General features: G+C 66.7%; 17 protein-coding genes. 2 read left to right on the top strand and 15 right to left on the bottom strand.

The features are described from left to right. Positions 1-3 precede the first annotated feature (3 nt). The 3 genes from ACMDW7_RS17055 to ACMDW7_RS17045 are packed head-to-tail and all read right to left on the bottom strand — an operon-like array spanning position 4 to position 2,494. Positions 4-1,137: an acyl-CoA dehydrogenase family protein gene (locus ACMDW7_RS17055; RefSeq protein ID WP_377304606.1), complete on the bottom strand. Its 1,134-nt coding sequence runs from the start codon at positions 1,135-1,137 to the stop codon at positions 4-6. Beyond that, entirely contained in the window at positions 1,124-1,549 is a 426-nt protein-coding gene (locus ACMDW7_RS17050; protein ID WP_377304604.1) for a hypothetical protein, read from the bottom strand. The genes ACMDW7_RS17055 and ACMDW7_RS17050 overlap by 14 nt, the downstream gene beginning before the upstream one ends. 24 nt (positions 1,550-1,573) lie before the next feature. Continuing rightward, on the bottom strand, positions 1,574-2,494 hold the full coding sequence (locus tag ACMDW7_RS17045; RefSeq protein ID WP_377304602.1) for a DMT family transporter: 921 nt from the start codon (positions 2,492-2,494) through the stop codon (positions 1,574-1,576). A 285-nt stretch (positions 2,495-2,779) separates the two neighbouring features. Between ACMDW7_RS17045 and ACMDW7_RS17040 the strand changes: the two genes are divergently transcribed. Then, the gene (locus ACMDW7_RS17040) at positions 2,780-3,328 is read left to right on the top strand and encodes a superoxide dismutase family protein (RefSeq protein ID WP_377304600.1); all 549 of its coding nucleotides are present in this window, start codon (positions 2,780-2,782) and stop codon (positions 3,326-3,328) included. Between the two features lie 17 nt (positions 3,329-3,345). On the opposite strand, the gene ACMDW7_RS17035 is transcribed toward ACMDW7_RS17040, so the two are convergent. The 5 genes from ACMDW7_RS17035 to ACMDW7_RS17015 form a co-directional block, all read right to left on the bottom strand. Then, positions 3,346-3,732 (bottom strand): RidA family protein, encoded by a 387-nt coding sequence (locus ACMDW7_RS17035; protein ID WP_377304598.1) that lies wholly within the window; start codon positions 3,730-3,732, stop codon positions 3,346-3,348. Between the two features lie 45 nt (positions 3,733-3,777). Then, entirely contained in the window at positions 3,778-5,082 is a 1,305-nt protein-coding gene (locus tag ACMDW7_RS17030) for an NRAMP family divalent metal transporter (protein ID WP_377304597.1), read from the bottom strand. 6 nt (positions 5,083-5,088) lie between these two features. After that, positions 5,089-6,519 carry a sensor histidine kinase gene (locus ACMDW7_RS17025; RefSeq protein WP_377304595.1) on the bottom strand — a complete coding sequence of 477 codons (1,431 nt, stop codon included), beginning with the start codon at positions 6,517-6,519 and terminating at the stop codon, positions 5,089-5,091. A 65-nt stretch (positions 6,520-6,584) separates the two neighbouring features. Beyond that, positions 6,585-7,271 (bottom strand): response regulator, encoded by a 687-nt coding sequence (locus ACMDW7_RS17020; protein ID WP_377304593.1) that lies wholly within the window; start codon positions 7,269-7,271, stop codon positions 6,585-6,587. A gap of 117 nt (positions 7,272-7,388) precedes the next feature. After that, complete coding sequence (locus tag ACMDW7_RS17015) at positions 7,389-8,060, bottom strand: SDR family oxidoreductase (protein WP_377304591.1); 672 nt, start codon at positions 8,058-8,060, stop codon at positions 7,389-7,391. A gap of 155 nt (positions 8,061-8,215) precedes the next feature. Here ACMDW7_RS17015 and ACMDW7_RS17010 point away from each other — a divergent pair, with 155 nt between their 5' ends. Continuing rightward, positions 8,216-8,830, top strand: a complete 615-nt coding sequence (locus ACMDW7_RS17010) for a class I SAM-dependent methyltransferase (protein WP_377304589.1) — start codon at positions 8,216-8,218, stop codon at positions 8,828-8,830. Between the two features lie 61 nt (positions 8,831-8,891). Here ACMDW7_RS17010 and ACMDW7_RS17005 read toward each other — a convergent pair whose 3' ends face one another. The 7 genes from ACMDW7_RS17005 to ACMDW7_RS16975 form a co-directional block, all read right to left on the bottom strand. Beyond that, a complete protein-coding gene (locus ACMDW7_RS17005) occupies positions 8,892-10,073 on the bottom strand; it encodes an acetyl-CoA C-acyltransferase (protein WP_377304587.1) in 1,182 nt (393 codons plus the stop codon). A gap of 147 nt (positions 10,074-10,220) precedes the next feature. Continuing rightward, positions 10,221-10,889, bottom strand: coding sequence for a carbonate dehydratase (can, locus tag ACMDW7_RS17000; RefSeq protein WP_377304585.1), 669 nt, complete (start codon positions 10,887-10,889; stop codon positions 10,221-10,223). 189 nt (positions 10,890-11,078) lie between these two features. Continuing rightward, positions 11,079-11,765, bottom strand: coding sequence for a response regulator transcription factor (locus ACMDW7_RS16995; RefSeq protein ID WP_377304583.1), 687 nt, complete (start codon positions 11,763-11,765; stop codon positions 11,079-11,081). Beyond that, a complete protein-coding gene (locus ACMDW7_RS16990) occupies positions 11,746-13,341 on the bottom strand; it encodes an ATP-binding protein (protein WP_377305053.1) in 1,596 nt (531 codons plus the stop codon). Before ACMDW7_RS16990 ends, ACMDW7_RS16995 begins: the two co-directional genes overlap by 20 nt. A gap of 175 nt (positions 13,342-13,516) precedes the next feature. Further along, on the bottom strand, positions 13,517-14,125 hold the full coding sequence (locus tag ACMDW7_RS16985) for a hypothetical protein (protein WP_377304581.1): 609 nt from the start codon (positions 14,123-14,125) through the stop codon (positions 13,517-13,519). Positions 14,126-14,292: 167 nt separating this feature from the next. After that, positions 14,293-16,092, bottom strand: coding sequence for a bifunctional isocitrate dehydrogenase kinase/phosphatase (aceK, locus tag ACMDW7_RS16980; RefSeq protein ID WP_414859581.1), 1,800 nt, complete (start codon positions 16,090-16,092; stop codon positions 14,293-14,295). Continuing rightward, a complete protein-coding gene (locus ACMDW7_RS16975) occupies positions 16,071-17,006 on the bottom strand; it encodes a pyridoxal-phosphate dependent enzyme (RefSeq protein ID WP_377304577.1) in 936 nt (311 codons plus the stop codon). The genes aceK and ACMDW7_RS16975 overlap by 22 nt, the downstream gene beginning before the upstream one ends. Positions 17,007-17,096: the final 90 nt, after the last annotated feature.

The raw sequence follows: 17,096 nt of genomic DNA, 5'->3' as shown, positions 1-17,096 counted from the left end.
GCCTCAGCCGGCGAGCGCGCGGCCTATCAGGATCTTCTGGATGTCGCTGGTGCCTTCGTAGATCTGAGCCACACGCACGTCGCGGTAGATGCGCTCGACCGGAAAGTCGCTCACATAGCCGTAGCCGCCCAGGGTCTGGATGGCGTCTGAACACACGCGCTCGGCCATCTCGCTGGCCAGCAGCTTGGCCATGGCGGCTTCCTTCAGGCAGGGCTGGCCGGCGTCCTTGAGCGCGGCCGCGTGCCAGATGAGCTGGCGTGCGGCCTCGATGCGCATGGCCATGTCGGCCAGGCGGAACTGCACGGCCTGGTGGTTGAACAGGGGCTGACCAAAGGCCTCGCGGTCCTTCGAGTACTGCAGGGCGCACTCAAAGGCGGCGCGCGCCATTCCCACGCACTGGCTGGCAATGCCGATGCGCCCGCCCTCCAGACCGGACAGCGCCATCTTGTAGCCCGCGCCTTCCTCGCCCAGGCGATTGGCGGCGGGCACGCGGCAGTTCTCGAACAGGATCTGTGCCGTGTCGCTGGCGTGCTGGCCCATCTTGTCTTCCACGCGGGCAACGATGTAGCCGGGTGTCCTGGTCTCGACGATGAAGGCGGAGATGCCTTTCTTGCCAGCGGCCTTGTCCGTCACGGCAAAGACGATGGCCACATCGCCATGCTTGCCACTGGTGATGAACTGCTTCACGCCGTTGAGCACGTAGTGGTCGCCATCGCGCGTTGCGGTGGTGCGCAGCGCGCTGGCGTCGCTGCCCACATGCGGCTCGGTCAGGGCAAAGGCGCCGAGCATCTCGCCGCGCGCCAGGGGCACGAGGTACTGCTGCTTCTGCGCCTCGCTGGCAAAGCTCATCAGGATCGAGCACACGGGGCAGTTGTTCACGCTCACCACCGTGCTGGTGGCGCCGTCGCCGGCGGCAATCTCTTCCAGGATCACCGCCAGAGACACATAGTCCAGCCCGGCGCCGCCGTAGCTGTCGGGCACGCAGATGCCGTAGCAACCCAGCTCGGCCAGGCCCTTCAACTCGGCGGCCGGGAAGTGGTGCGTCTTATCCCACTCGGCGGCCTTGGGGGCGATGTGGTCCTGCACGTAGGCGCGCACGGCGTCGCGCACCATGTTCTGGTCTTCAGTGAGCAGCATGATTGGGAAGTTGAGTGATGTCTTCTTCGTAGGCGGTGCACAGCAGCACGCGGATGGCGTCAGCCGCAGCGCCCGGTGGCTTCTTGAGCTGGTAGCCCGTGCGGAAGGATTGCAGCACAGTGCCACCCGAACCCTCTATCACCCAGGCGACATTGACGAAGGCGTCATCCGCGCCCATCGGCACGGCATCCAGGATGCGGTGCTGCGCGCGGACATAGCCCGCGTTGCGATAGACCTTGCACAGCTCGCGCATGTTGGCTGCAATGTCGGCTGCATCCGTCCACCAGACCACGCCGCGCGCATCGGCAATGCCACTGGCCGTGTGCCAGAGCGCCGCGACCGCGTCGCCGTCCAGTGTGTCGAAGGCGGCGGTGTAGCGGTCGAAGAAGCGCTGGATGTCGGCGTGGGTCACGGCTGAATTGTCGCGCCTGCAGCCTCAGCGCCTCGCCCGATTCATCACTACCACGCCCGCCACGGCCAGTGCACCGCCGATCAACAGTGAGCTATCCACCGGCTCGCCGAGCAGCAGAATGCTCGAACTGACGCCGAAGACCGGCACCAGGCTGATGTAGCTCGCAGCCGTGCCGGCACCGAGCTGGGCCACGCCGTCGAAGTACCAGGCGTAGGCCAGCACCGTGGCGCCCACCACCAGAAAGGCCATGGAGATCCAGACCGTGGGTGTCCAGACCAGGGGTGCGGCCAGCGCGGCGCGGCCGTCCAGCAAGAGTGCGGTGACGATCAGCAAGGCGGTACCGAAGACGGCGCCCAGGGCCGTGCTGGTCACTGTATCGATGCCCTTGAGCAGGCCGCGGCTGATGAGCGTGTAGCCGGTCCAGGTGGCCACGCAGCCCAGCAGCAGCCATTCGCCCAGGCCCAGCGCGCCTGCAAACAGATGCCAGGGCGCACCGCGCGTGAGCACCGTGGCCGCGCCGAGTACGGCCATCAGCATGCCCAGACCGATCCGTCCGTTGAAGTGCTCCCTGAAGAGCCACACGGCGAGCAGGGTGGTGAACACGGGATTGGTCGTCACCACCAGCGCGGCGCGTGATGCGGGCACGAGCTGCAGGCCGAGCATGAAGAACACGGCATAACCAAACACACCCACCGCGCCCGCCAGCGCCAGGCTTGCCCATTGCCGGGGACTCAGACGCGGCCAGCCGCGCGTGGCGAGCATCCAGACCAGCAGGATCAGCACCGCGAAGGCGAAGCGCCACGCAGCGGCCGTGAGCGGCGGCATGGACTGGGCCAGCACCTTGCCCGCAGGCCAGGACGCACCCCAGAGCACAGCCATGCCAAGCAGCTTGGCATGCACACCGAGCAGCGGGCGGGTGACGGCCGTGGATGCAGCTTCAAACATGCGGTGCACCGGGCGGTTTGGCGCCGGGTGTCAGTGAGAACGGTTGCGCAGCTTAGGCCGCAGTCAGTTGCGCATCGGCAGCGCGAGGCCGATTCGGCCCTTCGACCAGACCGGCCGCGGCGCCTCGATCCATCCAGTTGATGCAGCTAAAGCATGCGAAGCCGAAGTCTTGCTTCAACCCGTCTGTCATGCGCGCAGCGCAGACTACGCATGGTTACACAGGCCTTGAACGCGCGCGCGGCATCCTTGTCTCTGAGATCACTGTTCATCAACAAGGCTGAAACCATGACCCACCACCGCGCTGCGCTCTGCCTGCCTGTGCTCGCCGGCGTGCTGCTTGCCGCATGCAGCTCCCCCGCCACCTATGGGCCGCCGCTTGCGCGCGTACAGATCGTGCCCACGGGTGCCGCCACGGCAGCGGCCATGAGTCCCGCAGGTCAGCTGGAATTCCGGCAGGCGGAAGGGGTGGTCTACGTCTCCGGGCGCATCACGGGGCTGAAGCCGAATGCCACGCACGGATTTCACATTCACGAGGTGGGCGACTGCGCGAGCGAGGGCATGGCCAGCCGCGGCCACTTCAATCCGGCTGGCAAGCGCCATGGCATGCATGGCGCGGGTGACGCACATGCCGGCGATCTGCCGGCACTCAAGGCTGACGCCAACGGCAATGCGGAGCTGCGCTTCGAGCTCAAGGGCGTGACTTTGGACGTGAGCCCGCTCGGCATCATCGGCCGCGCTGTGATCGTTCACCGCGACCCGGACGACTTGAAGACCCAGCCCACCGGCAACTCCGGACCTCGGCCGGGCTGCGGCGTGATCGAAGCCGTGCGCTGAGCAGCAGCGCGCGTGGCTCAGGGCTGCCGCGCCGTGACCTCAATCTCGATCAGCATGCGCGGGTCCACCAGGCCCACCACCATGGCGGTAGCCGCCGGGCGCGCGCGGCCGAAGTATTCCCCAAAGATCGGCGCCACGCGGTCGAAGTCGGCCGCATCGGTCAGCAGATAGCGCACACGGACGACATCGTCCAGCGTGCAGCCGGCCTTCTCCAGCGCTGCACTGATGTTGGCAAAGCACTGGTGCGTCTGCGCGATCAGGTCGCTGTGGATTTCCATGCGCGTGTAGTCAAAACCCGTGGTGCCGGAGACGTGCACCCAGCCATCCTGCACCACGGCGCGCGAGTAGCCCGCGATGGCCTCGAAGGCCGAACCGCTGGAAATCAGGCGTTTGCCATTGCTCATTGATCCGCTTCCTCACGCGAGTTGGCGCGGCGCCAGGACGGTGTCCTAGCCTGCAAGCGCGGTCACCAGCATACCGAGCACCGCCGTGGCCATTGCCGCAGTGGCCACCCAGCCGAGCACGCGATGCGGACGGGTGAGCGTCCAGCGGCCCAGTACATCGCTGCGTGCGCCGATCCACATCATCACGGCCATGATCGGCACGGCGATCACGCCGTTGACCACCGCGCTCCAGAACAAGGCCTTGATCGGGTCGATGCCGGTGAAATCGAGCAGCACTCCGCCGGCGGTGGCGGCGATCAGCACGCCATAGAAGCCCTTGGCCTCGCTGAAACCGTGGTCCAGTCCGCCGCGCCACTCGAGTACATCGGCCACGGCATAGGCCGCCGATCCCGCCAGCACCGGCACCGCAAGCATGCCGGTGCCGATGACGCCCAGTGCAAACAGCATGAACGCGAACTCGCCGGCAATCGGGCGCAGCGCCTCGGCCGCCTGGCGCGTGGTCTCGATCTCGGTAATGCCGGCCTGATGCAGCGTCAGGGCGCAGGCCAGCATGACGCAGAAGGCGATCAGGTTCGAGAAGACCATGCCGAAGCTGCTGTCGAGCTTGATGCGGTACAGGTGCTCGCGCGTTACGTGCGGCGTCTGCACCAGATGCGCGGACTCGGCCCGCTGGCGGGATTCCGCTTCCTGCGCCGCCTGCCAGAAGAAGAGGTAGGGACTGATCGTCGTGCCCAGCACAGCCACGACCATGAGCCAGTAGCCGCTGCCGTGGCCCAGTTGCGGAATCAGCGTCTGAACCAGCACGCGCTCCCAGTTCACGTGCAGCATGAGTACCACCGCTACATAGGCCAGCAGCGCCAGGGTCAGCCACTTGAGCAGGCGGACCATGCCCTCATAGGAGAAGCGGATCGGCAGCACGATGCACAGCAGCGCAAAGACGATCGAATACCCGTTGGCCGGCCCGCCCACCACCAGCTGGAGGGCTTCGCCCATGGCGGCAATGTCCGCGGCGATGTTCAGGGTGTTGGCCAGCACCGGTGCTGCCACCAGGACCACGGCCAGCCAGCGGGGCATGACCCGGCACATGGCCTTGGCCAGACCTTCGCCCGTGAGCCAGCCGATGCGCGCACTGACCATCTGGATGCCGATCATCAGTGGCGTGGTCAGCGCCGTGGTCCAGAGCAGGCCCGCGCCATACTGCGCCCCGGCCTGCGAATACGTTGCCAGCCCTGACGGATCGTCATCGGCTGCACCGGTGATGAGCCCCGGCCCGATCTGCTGGCTGAGGTGGCGCAGGCGCGAGGGCAGCCCACGCACCAGATGCCTGCCCAGCGCTTCTGCTGAACGCATGGGTGCTCAAGCCTGCGCCGGGAATCGCACAGTGATCCGTGTGCCCGGGCCGGTTGAGCCATCCGGCCTGCGCCAGGCGTCGGTGATCTCGACGCGTGCGCGGTGCTGTTCGGCAATCTCGCGCACGATCGCCATGCCCAGGCCGCTTCCCTGTGTGGCGGCCTCTGTCGGTTGGCGGCTGCTTGCGCCGCGCCAGAAGCGCTCGAAGACGCGCTCACGGTCATCGGCCGAGATACCGGGACCCGTGTCCTCCACTGCCAGCCAGGGGCCATCGCCGTCTTCGCCGCAACTCACCGTCACCTCGCCACCCTCCGGGGTGTAGCGCAAGGCGTTGTCGATCAGGTTGCCGGCCAGTTCGCGCAGCAGCCAGTCGATGCCCTGCGTCTGGCAGGGCTGCAGCGCATAACCCAGGTCGATGCGCCGCGCCACGGCGCGGTCAATGAACAGCCCGGCCTGCTGCTCGAGCAGAGCCTTGATGTCCACCGTGGCGAAGGTGTGTGCCGCGCTGCCGAAGGCCTCGGCGCGCGAGAGGGTCAGGAGCTGATCGAGCAGCTGGCGCAGCTGGTCCAGTGCTTGCTGCAGGCGTTCGGCCCGCTCGGGTGTGTCATCGAACGCACCCTCGATCTGGGCCAGCTCGATCTGGGTGGTCAGGCCCGTGACCGGGGTACGCAGCTGGTGCGCGGCGTTGGCCAGGAATTCGCGCTGAGTCTGCTCGGAGCGGCGCAGGGACTCAAACAAGCGGTTCAGTGAATCCACCACTGGCCGCGAGTCCACCGGCACCGCATTCACATCGATGGGATGCAGGTCGCGCGCGGTGCGGCTGGCGATGTCGGCGCGCAGCTGCTCCAGGGGCTTGAGTGCTGCACCGATGGCCAGCACCACGATGCCCAGGGTCAAGGCGATCAGCAGCAGGTTTGGCAGCACCTGATCACTCAGGATGCGGCGCTGTGAGTCATCGCGCTTGTTGTAGGTCTCGGCCACCAGAACATGCGCCGGTCCAAGCTCGGTGATGCGCGTCACGCGTGCCACCCGCACCTGGCGCCCGTCCACCGTGGCGTCATAGACCTGCCGTTCGCCTTCGAGCGTGATCGGCAGAGGCAGACGCCGATCGCCGCCCGCCAGCAGGCCCACGTTGTCGTAAAGCGCCCAGAGCACCACGTCGGCCGTGTCGCTGCGCAGAATTTGTTCGGCCTGCCGATCCAGGCGCAATACGAGCGCATTGCCATCCAGACGAATTTGCGCCGCGAGCCCGAGCGCGCTCTTGACGAGGGCCGAGTCAAAGGCCGCCATGGTCGGTGCCATGGAGCCGCGAAAGTCCAGGCGCACGCTCACCACCAGCACCACCGCCAGAGGCAGGAGCATGAGCAGCATGAGCCGGCGGCGGATGCCGGCACGGAAGAAGTTGCGGTCGAGAAAGTCCCGAAGGGCTGCGGCCATGCGTGAGTGCAAAGGTGAATGCGCGCTACAGGACTGAACGCCTGCCGGTCGGACGGCGCGCGGGTCTAGTGTGCCGCGGTGGACTGCACTTCCTCCAGCCGATAGCCCAGCCCGCGCACAGTGCGGATGGACACGCCGGCGGCCTCGCCCAGCTTGTTGCGCAGGCGCGAGATGTAGACCTCGATCGCATTCGGGTTGAGCTCGCTGTCCCAGCCGGCCAGGCCGCTGAGCAGCTTGTCCTTGGCCAGCACGTTGGGCGCGGCCATGAGCAGCATCTCCAGCAGGGACCATTCGCGCGGTGACAGCTCCATCGGCGCGCCGCCGACCGTGACCTGGCGTGTGGCGCAGTTCATCGACAGCGCGCCGAGGTTGAGCACCGACTGCGTGCGCGAGTTGGCGCGGCGGATCAATGCTCGGACGCGGGCGATCACCTCTGGCAGGCGGTAGGGCTTGACCATGAAGTCGTCGGCGCCGGTGTTCAGGCTGTCCACGCAGTCCTGCAGGCCATCGCGCGCGGTCAGCACCAGCACGGGCAGATTCATCTCGCGGCCACGCATCCACTGGATCAGGCTCAGCCCGTCGGCGCGGGGCAGGCCGATGTCCACCACCGCAGCGTCCGGCAGCGCACCACCCAGCAGGCTCTGCGCAATCTCCGCACTGCCCGCATGGTCCACAGTGAAACCGGCTAGCTCCAGGCCCTGCTTCAGGCCGCAGGCGAGCAGGGGCTCATCTTCAACAACCAGCACTCTCATCTCAACACCTGACCCGTGCCTTGTTCCGGCATGCAGCCGGATGAACAGGAATTGAAGCCCCCGAGGCGGCGATCCGGCCTGTCAGGCGGCTTTCAGAACAGGACGACTGGACCGGTCCTACCAGGGGATCGGCGTGCCGTCGTAGTCAAAGAATCCGCCGTTGTGCTCCGCAGCAAGCTGCAGGAAGGTATGGCGCAGGCTGCTCACGGACTCCTGCACCGTCAGATCTGCGTCCGCACCGCCCATGTCGGTCTTGACCCATCCGGGATGGAAGGCCGCGCAGGTGATGCTGCGCGAGGCCAGGATGATGGATGCATCCTTGACGACGGAATTCACCGCGGCCTTGCTCGCCCGGTACACCCAACCGCCCGCGGAGGTGCGCGCGCCCTTGCTGCCCATCTTCGAGGACAGCACGGCCAGCTTTCCGCCGTCCTTCAGGCCCTGGGCCATGGGCAGCAGCATCTGCATCGGGCCGAACACGTTGGTGTGCATGACGGCGTCGAAGTCGTCCATCGCGGGCGCATCCGGCGCAGCCAGGCGCGGGCCGAAGGTGCCGGCGTTGATGATCGCCAGATCCAGATCCTTGCCAGCTACGCGCTCGGCCAAGCGGGCGGGGGCCGCGGGGTCGGTCACGTCCAGCATGAGGGCGTCGGCCCCCAGGGCGCGCAGGCGACCCAGGCCAGCTTCGTCGCGCGCCGTGGCAAAGACATTCCAGTTGTTGGCCGCGTACTGCGTGGCGAATTCGAGGCCGATGCCGCGCGATGCGCCGACGATCAGGACAGACTTCATGGTCAGGGTTCCTCCCGGTTCGGTCCACACTCTACAGCGGTACGGGGTGTAACAGATCGCTGATCCGTGAATCTTCGCCGCGCATAAGGAGTCAGAGCCGCAAGTGCGGTACGCCCCTGCCGCCGCAGCATCCCATACCCTCCCGGAGCAGACCCATGCAACACGACCCCCGGCTCATGAATCCCTTGCCATCCGAGACCTTCGCTGGGCCCGAGACGCCGGCGCGGCGCCGCCTGATGCTGGCCAGCGCCGCCAGCGGTGCGTTGGCCTGGATGGGCGCACCTGCAATCAGTCTGGCGCGCGACCTCGAGCTGGATGTGCCCTATGTGCCCACCCCAATGACCGTGGTGGACCGGATGCTGGAGATGGCCAAGGTGGGCAAGCGCGATCTGGTCTATGACCTGGGCTGCGGCGACGGCCGCATCGTGATCCGCGCAGCGGAGCGCTTTGGCTGCCGCGGCGTGGGTGTGGACCTGGACCCGGCGCGTGTCAGCGAGGCCAAGGCCAATGCAGAGAAGGCCAAGGTGCAGTCGCTGGTGAAGTTTGAGGTGGGCAACGTGTTCACCTACGACTTCTCGCCGGCCACCGTGGTGACGATGTATCTGCTGCGCAGCGTGAACATGCGCCTGCGGCCGCGGCTGCTTGCCGAACTGAAACCCGGCACGCGCATCGTCTCGCACGCCTTTGATCTGGGCGACTGGAAGCCGGAGCAGACCGCGCGCATCGATGGCAGCAACGTCTTCATGTGGACGGTTCCCTCGCGCGGCTGAAGCGGTTTGCACAAGAAAAAGGCGAGCCCGCGGGCTCGCCTTTTGTGTGATGCCGGACGGCTTACATCATCTCGATGGCTGCGGCCACGGCCTCGCCGCCGCCGATGCACAGGGCCGCCACACCCTTCTTGCCGCCGGTCTTGCGCAGGGCGCCCAGCAGGGTGACGAGGATGCGCGCACCCGAAGCGCCGATGGGGTGGCCCAGGGCGCAGGCGCCGCCGTGGATGTTGACCTTGTCGTGCGGGATGTTGTGTTCCTTCATCGCGGCCATGGTCACGGCGGCGAAGGCTTCATTCACTTCCCAGAGGTCCACGTCGCCGCTTTTCCAGCCGGCGCGGTCCAGGGTCTTCTGGATGGCGCCCACCGGGGCGGTGGTGAACCACTCGGGCGCATGGGCATGCGTGGCGTGGCTGACGATGCGCGCCAGGGGCTTGATGCCGCGCTTGTTGGCCTCGGACAGCTTCATCAGCACGAGCGCTGCGGCGCCGTCGGAGATGCTGGAGGCGTTTGCGGCGGTGATGGTGCCGTCCTTCTTGAAGGCGGGCTTGAGCGTGGGGATCTTGTCGAGCTTGGCCTTGTAGGGCTGCTCGTCGTTCTTGATGATGGTGTCGCCCGCCTTGCCGGCGATCGTGACCGGGGCGATTTCCCAGTCGAAGCTGCCGTCCTTGTTGGCGGCCAGCGCGCGCTCGGTGGAGGCAATGGCGAACTTGTCCTGGTCTTCACGCGTGAAGCTGTACTTGGCCGAGCAGTTCTCGGCAAACACGCCCATGGCCTTGCCGCGGTCGTAGGCGTCTTCCAGACCGTCCAGCGCCATGTGGTCGAAGGTGGTGACGGCGCCGTAGCGGAAGCCCTTGCGGGCGCCCACCAGCAGGTGCGGAGCGTTGGTCATGGACTCCATGCCGCCGGCGATCATGATGTCGTGGCTGCCGCCGCCGATCATGTCGGCGGCCATCATCACGGCCTTCAGGCCGCTGCCGCACATCTTGGACAGGGTGACGGCGCCCACGCTCTGCGGCAGACCGGCGGCCAGCACGGCCTGGCGGGCGGGGGCCTGGCCCTGACCGGCCATCAGGCAGTTGCCGAACAGGGCCTCGCCGATCTCATCGCCCTTCAGGCCGGCGCGTTCCACGGCGGCCTTGATGGCCACGCCGCCCAAGGTGTACGCGGGCAGTGCAGCAAAGTCTCCCAGCATGCCGCCAATCGGCGTGCGGGCGGCGGAAACGATGACGATCGGGTCGGACATGACGGTTCTCCTCGTTGCGAGCGGGTGCCGGGCGGCGCCGACGTGTGGCATTTGTTCTGCAGCGGGAGCAGGAAATTGCTCATGCTGCACCGCAAAACTTTGGAATCCGGATTATGGCGCGGATGCTTGACTACAAACTGACTTGGGTCAGACCGCGGCGCTGCGCTGCTGCGGCGGGCGGTACGCCGCCAGCGCCGCGTCCAGCCGGGGCTGAAGCTGCGCGCTGCCGGAGATGGTGACGTCCAGATCGCGCAGGGTGCCGTCGTGCACGCCGTAGATCCAGCCGTTCACAAACAGGGTCTCGCCACGGGCCCAGGCGTCCTGCACGACGCTCGTACGGCAGACATTGCGCACCTGGTCGATGACATTGAGCTCGGCCAGGGCCGGCGCGCGCTGCTCAGCGGCCAGGCTGCCCAGGTAGCTGCCGTGGTTGTCGGCCACGTCCTGCACGTGGCGCAGCCAGTTGTCCACCAGCCCCAGGCGGGTGCCGGCCAGCGCCGCCTGCACGCCCGAGCAGCCGTAGTGCCCGCAGACGATGATGTGGCGCACCTTGAGCACCTCCACCGCAAACTGCAATACCGAGAGGCAGTTCAGATCGGTATGCACCACCACGTTGGCAATGTTGCGGTGAACAAAGACCTCGCCCGGCGCCAGGCCGGTGATCTCGTTGGCCGGCACGCGCGAGTCGCTGCAGCCGATCCAGAGGAACTGTGGGGTCTGCTGATCCTTCAGGCGCGAGAAGAACGCAGGGTCGTCCGCCAGGCGGGCATGCACCCACTCGCGGTTGTTTTCCAGCAGCTTCAGGACGGTTTTCATGGCGGGCAGCTTAGCGGCCGCATGCCGGTGTCTGAGAGAGTCCGCGTGACATGCACAGACTCAATCGAGTCCGAAATCACCCCTCTTTCCGCTTGTCTCGTGCGGATCTCGGCCAAAAAATGATCTTCAATCAAATGTTGAAAATAAGCTCTACAGAGCGCTCATTTTCAAATCAGAAACGAACTTCGCTCACGCTTCGATGGTGTAGCCCAGGCCGCGCACGGTCTTGATGAGCGGCTTGGCGTGGCCTTCGTCAATCTTGCTGCGCAGCCGCCGGATGTACACGTCCACGATGTTGGTCAGCGGGTCTTCGTGCGCGCCCCAGACGTTGGCCAGAATCCGCTCCCGGCTGTGGATGCGGCCCGGCGCGCTCATCAGCAGCTCAAGCAGTGCCAGTTCTTTGGCGGTCAGCGCGATCCGGTTCTCGGCGTCGGCCGGGCCACGTGTCACCGCCATGCGTTCGCGGTCAAAGCGCAGGTCGGCCACCGTCAGCACCGTGTCGCGCTGGCGCAGCTGGGGCGGACGGCGCAGCAAGGCTTCGATGCGCGCCAGCAGCTCGTCGAAGGCAAAGGGCTTGGTGAGGTAGTCGTCGGCACCGCAGCGCAGGCCGCTGACCCGGTCTTCCACACGGCCCATGGCCGTCAGCATCAGTACCGGCACGGGATTGCGTTCGGCGCGCAGGATCTGGCAGAGCTCGATGCCGCTCATGCCTGGCAGCATGACGTCCAGCAGCACCAGCTGGAACTCACCCGCCCGCGCCAGCTCCAGACCCTCCGGTCCTGTCGATGCGTGAACGATGCGGTATCCCTCGCTTCGCAGACCGCGCAGCAGGAAGTCGGCGACTCGGGCGTCGTCTTCAACGATCAGCAGGTTCATGGTCACCCACGGGTCTTGAAGATCCAGCGCGCAGCGGCAGAACCATGCGTGCCACGCTGCCCGGCGTGCCGTCGGCGCGCGGTCCGAGGCTCAGCTCGCCGCCGTGCGCCTGCACGATCGCCTGTGCAATCGACAGGCCGAGCCCCACGCCTTCAGGCCGCACCTGACGCGCCCGTTCGCCGCGAAAGTGGGGCTCGAAGAGACGCTCTCGCTCAGAGTGTTCCGTGCCCATGCCCGGGTCGATCACTTCGATGCACAGGCTCGGGCAGGCCTCAGCTGGCGACCACTGGCCCGCCAGACGGACGGTGCTGCCGGCCGGCGAATAGCGCAGCGCGTTGTCCAGCAGCACCATCAACGCCTGTCCGATGCGCTCGGTGTCAAGCCAGCCAGCCGCTGCCTCGGGCAGTGTGCCGGTCAGCGCATCCTCGACCTGCTGCCCGCGACCATGTGCCAGCGCGCGGGCCTGCGCCAGGCACGCTGCAAGCATCGGGCTGATGAGGCTGTGCTCACGCGAGAGCGACAGGCCGTCACTCTCGATGCTGGCTGCCTGGACGAGATCGTCCACGCGGTTGCCGAGTGCAATGGCGGCATCGCGGCAACGCGCGAGGCTCGCTCGATGGTCTGCAATCGTCGCCTCCCGCGCGCGCAGGGCGATGTCTGCCTCGCCGCGCAGCACCGTGACGGGTGTTCGCAGCTCATGGCTGACCTGTGCAAAGAAGCGCCGGCGCTGCGCATCAATATGCAACAGGCGGCTCAGGCTGCGAGTGAGCTCCTGGGTGCGTGCCGCAACGGCTGCTTCAAGCTGCCCGCGAGCGACCTCTTCGACCTGTCGAACCTGTGCGAGGCGTGTGGCCATGGTGTTCAGGCGCTCGGTGAGCTGTCGGAATTCGTCTTCCCGCTCTGGAAGCGGCTGCGCGTCATAGTCACCCAGGGCGATTGCTTCCGTGCGCCGCATCAGCACCGCAAAGGGCTGCTGGAGCCGCCGCACGAAGTACAGCAGCGCCGCGCCAGCTAGCAGGACGAGACACACCGCCAGTACGACGGTAGCGACACGAATCTGGCGAAGCTGCGCGGCCAGTGCGTGTTCGGCCGCGGCACTCGCTGCTCGCTGGCGTTCGATCGCCTCCCCGAGAACTAGCCGCATGTCACGGCCTTCAGCTTCATCAAAGCTGCTCATCACCGACCGCCATGTACTCGCCGCGTCGGACGCGCCTTGGCTTGCACGCGCAGGCGAGGCCGCCTTCAAGGCAGTACGCAGCGCGTCCAGATTGCTGGCCAGAAGCTTGATCGTCCCTGCTTCAGTGCCGCCGGTGGCACCAGACTGCGCGATCAGCAGCTCCACCGAGGCACTCATCGCCGCCAGCAATCGGTCCCGCTCCGTGACAGGTGCTTGCTGAGTGAGCCAGAAGTCTGCGTACCAGACCTTCAGACGCTGCTTGTCTGCGGCCAGTGCGAGGTAACCGTTGAGCAAGGTCTTGGCGTCCACGCTGCGTTGCGCCTCTCGCGCGGCAGCGTGTGTGGACCACAAAGTGAAGCCGGCCTGCAGCATCGCGATCAGCGCAAGCAGGGCGAACACAAGCGACAAGCGGGAGCGGATCAAGGCAGTGGCAAAGCAAAGTGGCGTACGCGCAGACTGCACGCAGTCGGCAGGATCGCGAAGGCTAAGGCCAATGCGCGGCGTGCGCCACCCACGCCGAACCGTGCGCCTTCGGGTCCGCGTGAGCGGACTGAGCCGAAGGCGCATGGCAAGGTCAGTTCGCGCGATGTGGCAGCGAGGAGTGATGGAGCACGATCCGCAGCTGGCCCGCGTCATCCTTCTTGAACGCCCAGGTCTTGTCCACTGTGGTGCGCTGACCCTTCTTGTCGGTCAAGGTGACATTCCCGGTGGTCATGGCGACTTCACCATTGATGTGGACCGCTGCATTCTCGATGTCCACGCGCGTCCACCCCTTGAGTGCAAATCCGCTGTCGGACGGAAAGGCCTTGTCACCACCCACAAAGTAGGCCAGGGCCCCCTCGCGCGTCGTGCGGAAGGTCTGGGGTGCGACGGTGAGCGTGGGCTTGAACAGCACGGGGCCGAGGTTGTAGCCGTAGGCGGTGTCCAGCACGCGGTTGGCTGTCGCACGGGCGCGAGTGATGCCGCCCTGCTCAAAGTCTGCACTGATCCGCACAAGTGCATCACCCCAGGCACGCTGGGCGGCCAGCACTTCGGCCAGGCTGATGCTGCCGTTGAACAGCGGTGCGGCAGCGGTTTGAGGCGCGCTGCCGCCCGCCGGTGCGGACGCCTGAGCGCTTGCGTTGGGTGCGGCAGCCAGCGCCACAAAGGCGGCACCAGCCAGGCTGATCAGGGCGTGTTTCATCGATGACCTCGTCATTAAGTTGCGTTTCCTGGTGCAGGCCGCTTGCCTGCCCCTTGGGCTCGGTCGCGTGAACGTGGTCACGCGTCGATGTACGCATTGAACGCGCCCGAGCTTGACGGCCGATGAGCGCCACATGAACGGCGCATTAACTCACGGCGTGAAAACCCTCAGTGACGCAGGCGGCTCGGCCGGTCATCGGCAAAGCGCCGCGAGAAGCAGCGGCTGCGCTCGTAGGGATAGGCCTCGGGCGTGTCGCCGGCCGCCACGCGGGCCTGCGTAGCGCGCCACCAGGCGGCGGTGAGCAGGTCCGGGTGGTGGCGGCGGAAGGCGGCGTTCACGCGCCGGTCGCCCAGCAGGAAGCGGTGGAACTCCTCGGGGAACACATCGTTCTTGCCCACGGCGTACCAGGGCGTGTCGCTCATTTCGGCTTCTTCATTGGGCGCCGGCGGAATCTCGCGGAAGTTCATCTCGGTCATGTACTGGATCTCGTCGTAGTCGTAGAAGACCACGCGGCCCAGGCGCGTGACGCCGAAGTTCTTGAACAGCATGTCGCCGGGGAAGATGTTGGCCCGCGCCATGTCCTTGATGGCTTCGCCGTAGTCCTTCACCGCGCGGTCCACCTCGGCGTCGCTGGCGTGCATGAGGTGCAGGTTCAGCGGGCGCATGCGCCGCTCGATATAGACGTGCTTGATGACGACGATGTCGTCCTCTTCTTCGAGGATCGAGGGCGCGACCTTGCGAAGCTCCGCCAGCAGGCTCTCGCTCATGCGCGCGCGCGGCAGGGCCACCTCGCTGTACTCCCAGGTGTCGGCCATGCGGCCCACACGGTCGTGCAGCTTCACGAGCATGTAGCGGTCCTTCACGAAGGCGCGATCCATGTCCTTGAGGATCTCGTCCTTGATGATCTTGAACACGTAGGGGTAGGAGGGCAGGGTGAACACGCTCATCACCATGCCCTTGATGCCAGGCGCGATGATGAAGCGGTCGTGGCTGTGCTTCAGGTGGTGCAGGAAGTCGCGGTAGAAGAGCGTCTTGCCCTGCTTCTGCAGGCCGAGCATGGTGTAGAGCTCGGCCTTGCTGCGACCGGGCAGCATGTCGCGCAGGAAGCTCACGTAAGCCGCAGGCGCATCCATGTCCACCAGGAAGTAGGCGCGTGTGAACGAGAACAGCAACGCAATCTCGTCGGCCGAGGACAGCAGCGCATCCACATACACCTGGCCCCGCGCATCGCGCATCAGCGGAATGGCAAAGGGGTGCACCACCGTGCCGTTGAGCACCTTGCCGATGATGTAGGCGCTCTTGTTGCGGAAGAACAGGGTGGAGAGCACCTGCACCTGGAAGTCCGGCTCGATGCGCTTCACGCCGCGCTCCTTGAGCGCGCGCATGCCCGCGCGCAGCAGCCGTGCCACGTCGCGCTTGCTGTCAAAGAAGGCGCAGGCCAGGCCGAAATCCGCCAGCATGCGCGTCAGGCTCGCGCGGCCGCCTTCACTGAAGGGGTAGTAGGTGCGAAAGCTCGGCGGGTCGCTGTCCATGTGGTCCGTGGCCACCGCCGGGCGCACGAAGATGAAGGCGTTGTGGAAGTAGTCTCGGTGCAGGATGCGGCAGCACACCGAGTTGAAGAAGGTCTCTGCGCACTCCGGCTGCTTGTGGTTGGCCAGCAGGGTGACGTAATGCCGCTTGATGGCCAGCCACATCTCGTCGGGCAGGGTCTCGGCCGCAAACTCCAGATGCAGGCGGCCGTAGCACTCGTCCACGCGGGTGTCGTAGTAGTCGATCCGCTCGCGCGACAGCCGCGCGATGCCAGCCCAGTCGCCGCGCTCGAACATGGCCTTGGCGCGCTGCGCGCAGTAGCGGAACAGCCCGTAGTGGCGGTCGAACCCGGCGAGGATGGCGCGGGCCACCTCGCGCGCAAAACGTTCGTCGGCCGCGTCCAGGCGGGTCTCGGTCAGCGGGGCGTCGTCTTCCATGCGGCGGTTCCTTTCCATTCGTTCAATGTATCGAGGCTCACCCCCACGCCGCCACAGACCTCGATCAAGGGCGCCTTGAATTGTTCAAATAGCGCGCGGTGCACCATCGGCACGGCCAGCGCGGCGCCGCAGGCGGGCTCCACCAGTACGCGGTGGGCGTCCGCAAAGGCCAGACAGGCATCCACGGCCTCGCCATCCGTGACCGTGACCGATTGCACCGGGTATTCGAAGCACAGCTCAAACGCGCGCTGAGCCACCCGCTTGGCGCCCAGGGTGCCGGCAATGCTGGTGATGGCCGGCAGGGTGATCCGCTCGCGTGCCTTCAGGCTTTCGTGCAGGCTGGCCGCGCCCACCGTTTCCGCGGCGATCACCGGGACGTGCTCAAGGCCGTTGCGCCGCAGGCCCGCGATCACACCCGCGAGCAGCCCGCCGCCGCCCACGGCCAGCACCACGCAGTCGAACCTCATGCCTGCAGCCACCACTTCATCAATCAGCGTGGCATGGCCGTCCCAGAGCAGCGGGTCGTCAAACGGGTGCACATAGGCGGCACCCAGTTCGTCGGCCAGCCGGACTGCATGGGCATGGGCGTCGTCCCACACGCTGCCATGCACCTGCACCTGCGCGCCGAGGGCGGCAATCGCCTCGCGAACCGGCAAGCCGGTGCTCTCCGGCACCACGATGTGCGCCGGCACACCCAACGCCCGAGCCGCCCAGGCCGCGGCATAGCCCGCGTTGCCGCCGCTTGCACAGACGATCGCCTTGGCCCCGGCGGCCACCTTGGCCGAGCACAACCGACCCACGCCGCGGTGCTTGAAGCTGCCCGCCGGCTGCAGGGCATCCATCTTGAGCCAGCCGCGCTGGCCGGGCAGGGCAAAGGGGGGCAGGGCGGGGACCAGGGGACTGTTCAGATGCATGGGCTTGCGCTCTTGGGTCGGTGCATGTGGTGATCCAGGGCGCTGCCGCATCAAGTGCAGTTTGCTCAACGCCTCTGCGCCCACTGTAAG

The sequence above is a fragment of the Piscinibacterium candidicorallinum genome (genome assembly GCF_047549485.1).
Lineage (GTDB): Bacteria > Pseudomonadota > Gammaproteobacteria > Burkholderiales > Burkholderiaceae_C > Piscinibacterium > Piscinibacterium candidicorallinum.
Note: the sequence above shows the minus strand (reverse complement) of the source record. Positions and strands in the feature narration are given on the sequence as shown.

Excerpts from the sequence above, each read along its gene's own strand:
- ACMDW7_RS17040 (WP_377304600.1), top strand. The coding sequence starts at position 2,780 with ATGACCCACCACCGCGCTGCGCTCTGCCTGCCTGTGCTCGCCGGCGTG.
- ACMDW7_RS17030 (WP_377304597.1), bottom strand. The coding sequence starts at position 5,082 with ATGCGTTCAGCAGAAGCGCTGGGCAGGCATCTGGTGCGTGGGCTGCCC.
- ACMDW7_RS16985 (WP_377304581.1), bottom strand. The coding sequence starts at position 14,125 with ATGAAACACGCCCTGATCAGCCTGGCTGGTGCCGCCTTTGTGGCGCTG.
- ACMDW7_RS17025 (WP_377304595.1), bottom strand. The coding sequence starts at position 6,519 with ATGGCCGCAGCCCTTCGGGACTTTCTCGACCGCAACTTCTTCCGTGCC.
- ACMDW7_RS17045 (WP_377304602.1), bottom strand. The coding sequence starts at position 2,494 with ATGTTTGAAGCTGCATCCACGGCCGTCACCCGCCCGCTGCTCGGTGTG.
- ACMDW7_RS17055 (WP_377304606.1), bottom strand. The coding sequence starts at position 1,137 with ATGCTGCTCACTGAAGACCAGAACATGGTGCGCGACGCCGTGCGCGCC.
- ACMDW7_RS17015 (WP_377304591.1), bottom strand. The coding sequence starts at position 8,060 with ATGAAGTCTGTCCTGATCGTCGGCGCATCGCGCGGCATCGGCCTCGAA.
- ACMDW7_RS16995 (WP_377304583.1), bottom strand. The coding sequence starts at position 11,765 with ATGAACCTGCTGATCGTTGAAGACGACGCCCGAGTCGCCGACTTCCTG.
- ACMDW7_RS17020 (WP_377304593.1), bottom strand. The coding sequence starts at position 7,271 with ATGAGAGTGCTGGTTGTTGAAGATGAGCCCCTGCTCGCCTGCGGCCTG.
- aceK (WP_414859581.1), bottom strand. The coding sequence starts at position 16,092 with ATGGAAGACGACGCCCCGCTGACCGAGACCCGCCTGGACGCGGCCGAC.
- ACMDW7_RS17010 (WP_377304589.1), top strand. The coding sequence starts at position 8,216 with ATGCAACACGACCCCCGGCTCATGAATCCCTTGCCATCCGAGACCTTC.
- ACMDW7_RS17035 (WP_377304598.1), bottom strand. The coding sequence starts at position 3,732 with ATGAGCAATGGCAAACGCCTGATTTCCAGCGGTTCGGCCTTCGAGGCC.
- ACMDW7_RS16975 (WP_377304577.1), bottom strand. The coding sequence starts at position 17,006 with ATGCATCTGAACAGTCCCCTGGTCCCCGCCCTGCCCCCCTTTGCCCTG.
- ACMDW7_RS17005 (WP_377304587.1), bottom strand. The coding sequence starts at position 10,073 with ATGTCCGACCCGATCGTCATCGTTTCCGCCGCCCGCACGCCGATTGGC.
- can (WP_377304585.1), bottom strand. The coding sequence starts at position 10,889 with ATGAAAACCGTCCTGAAGCTGCTGGAAAACAACCGCGAGTGGGTGCAT.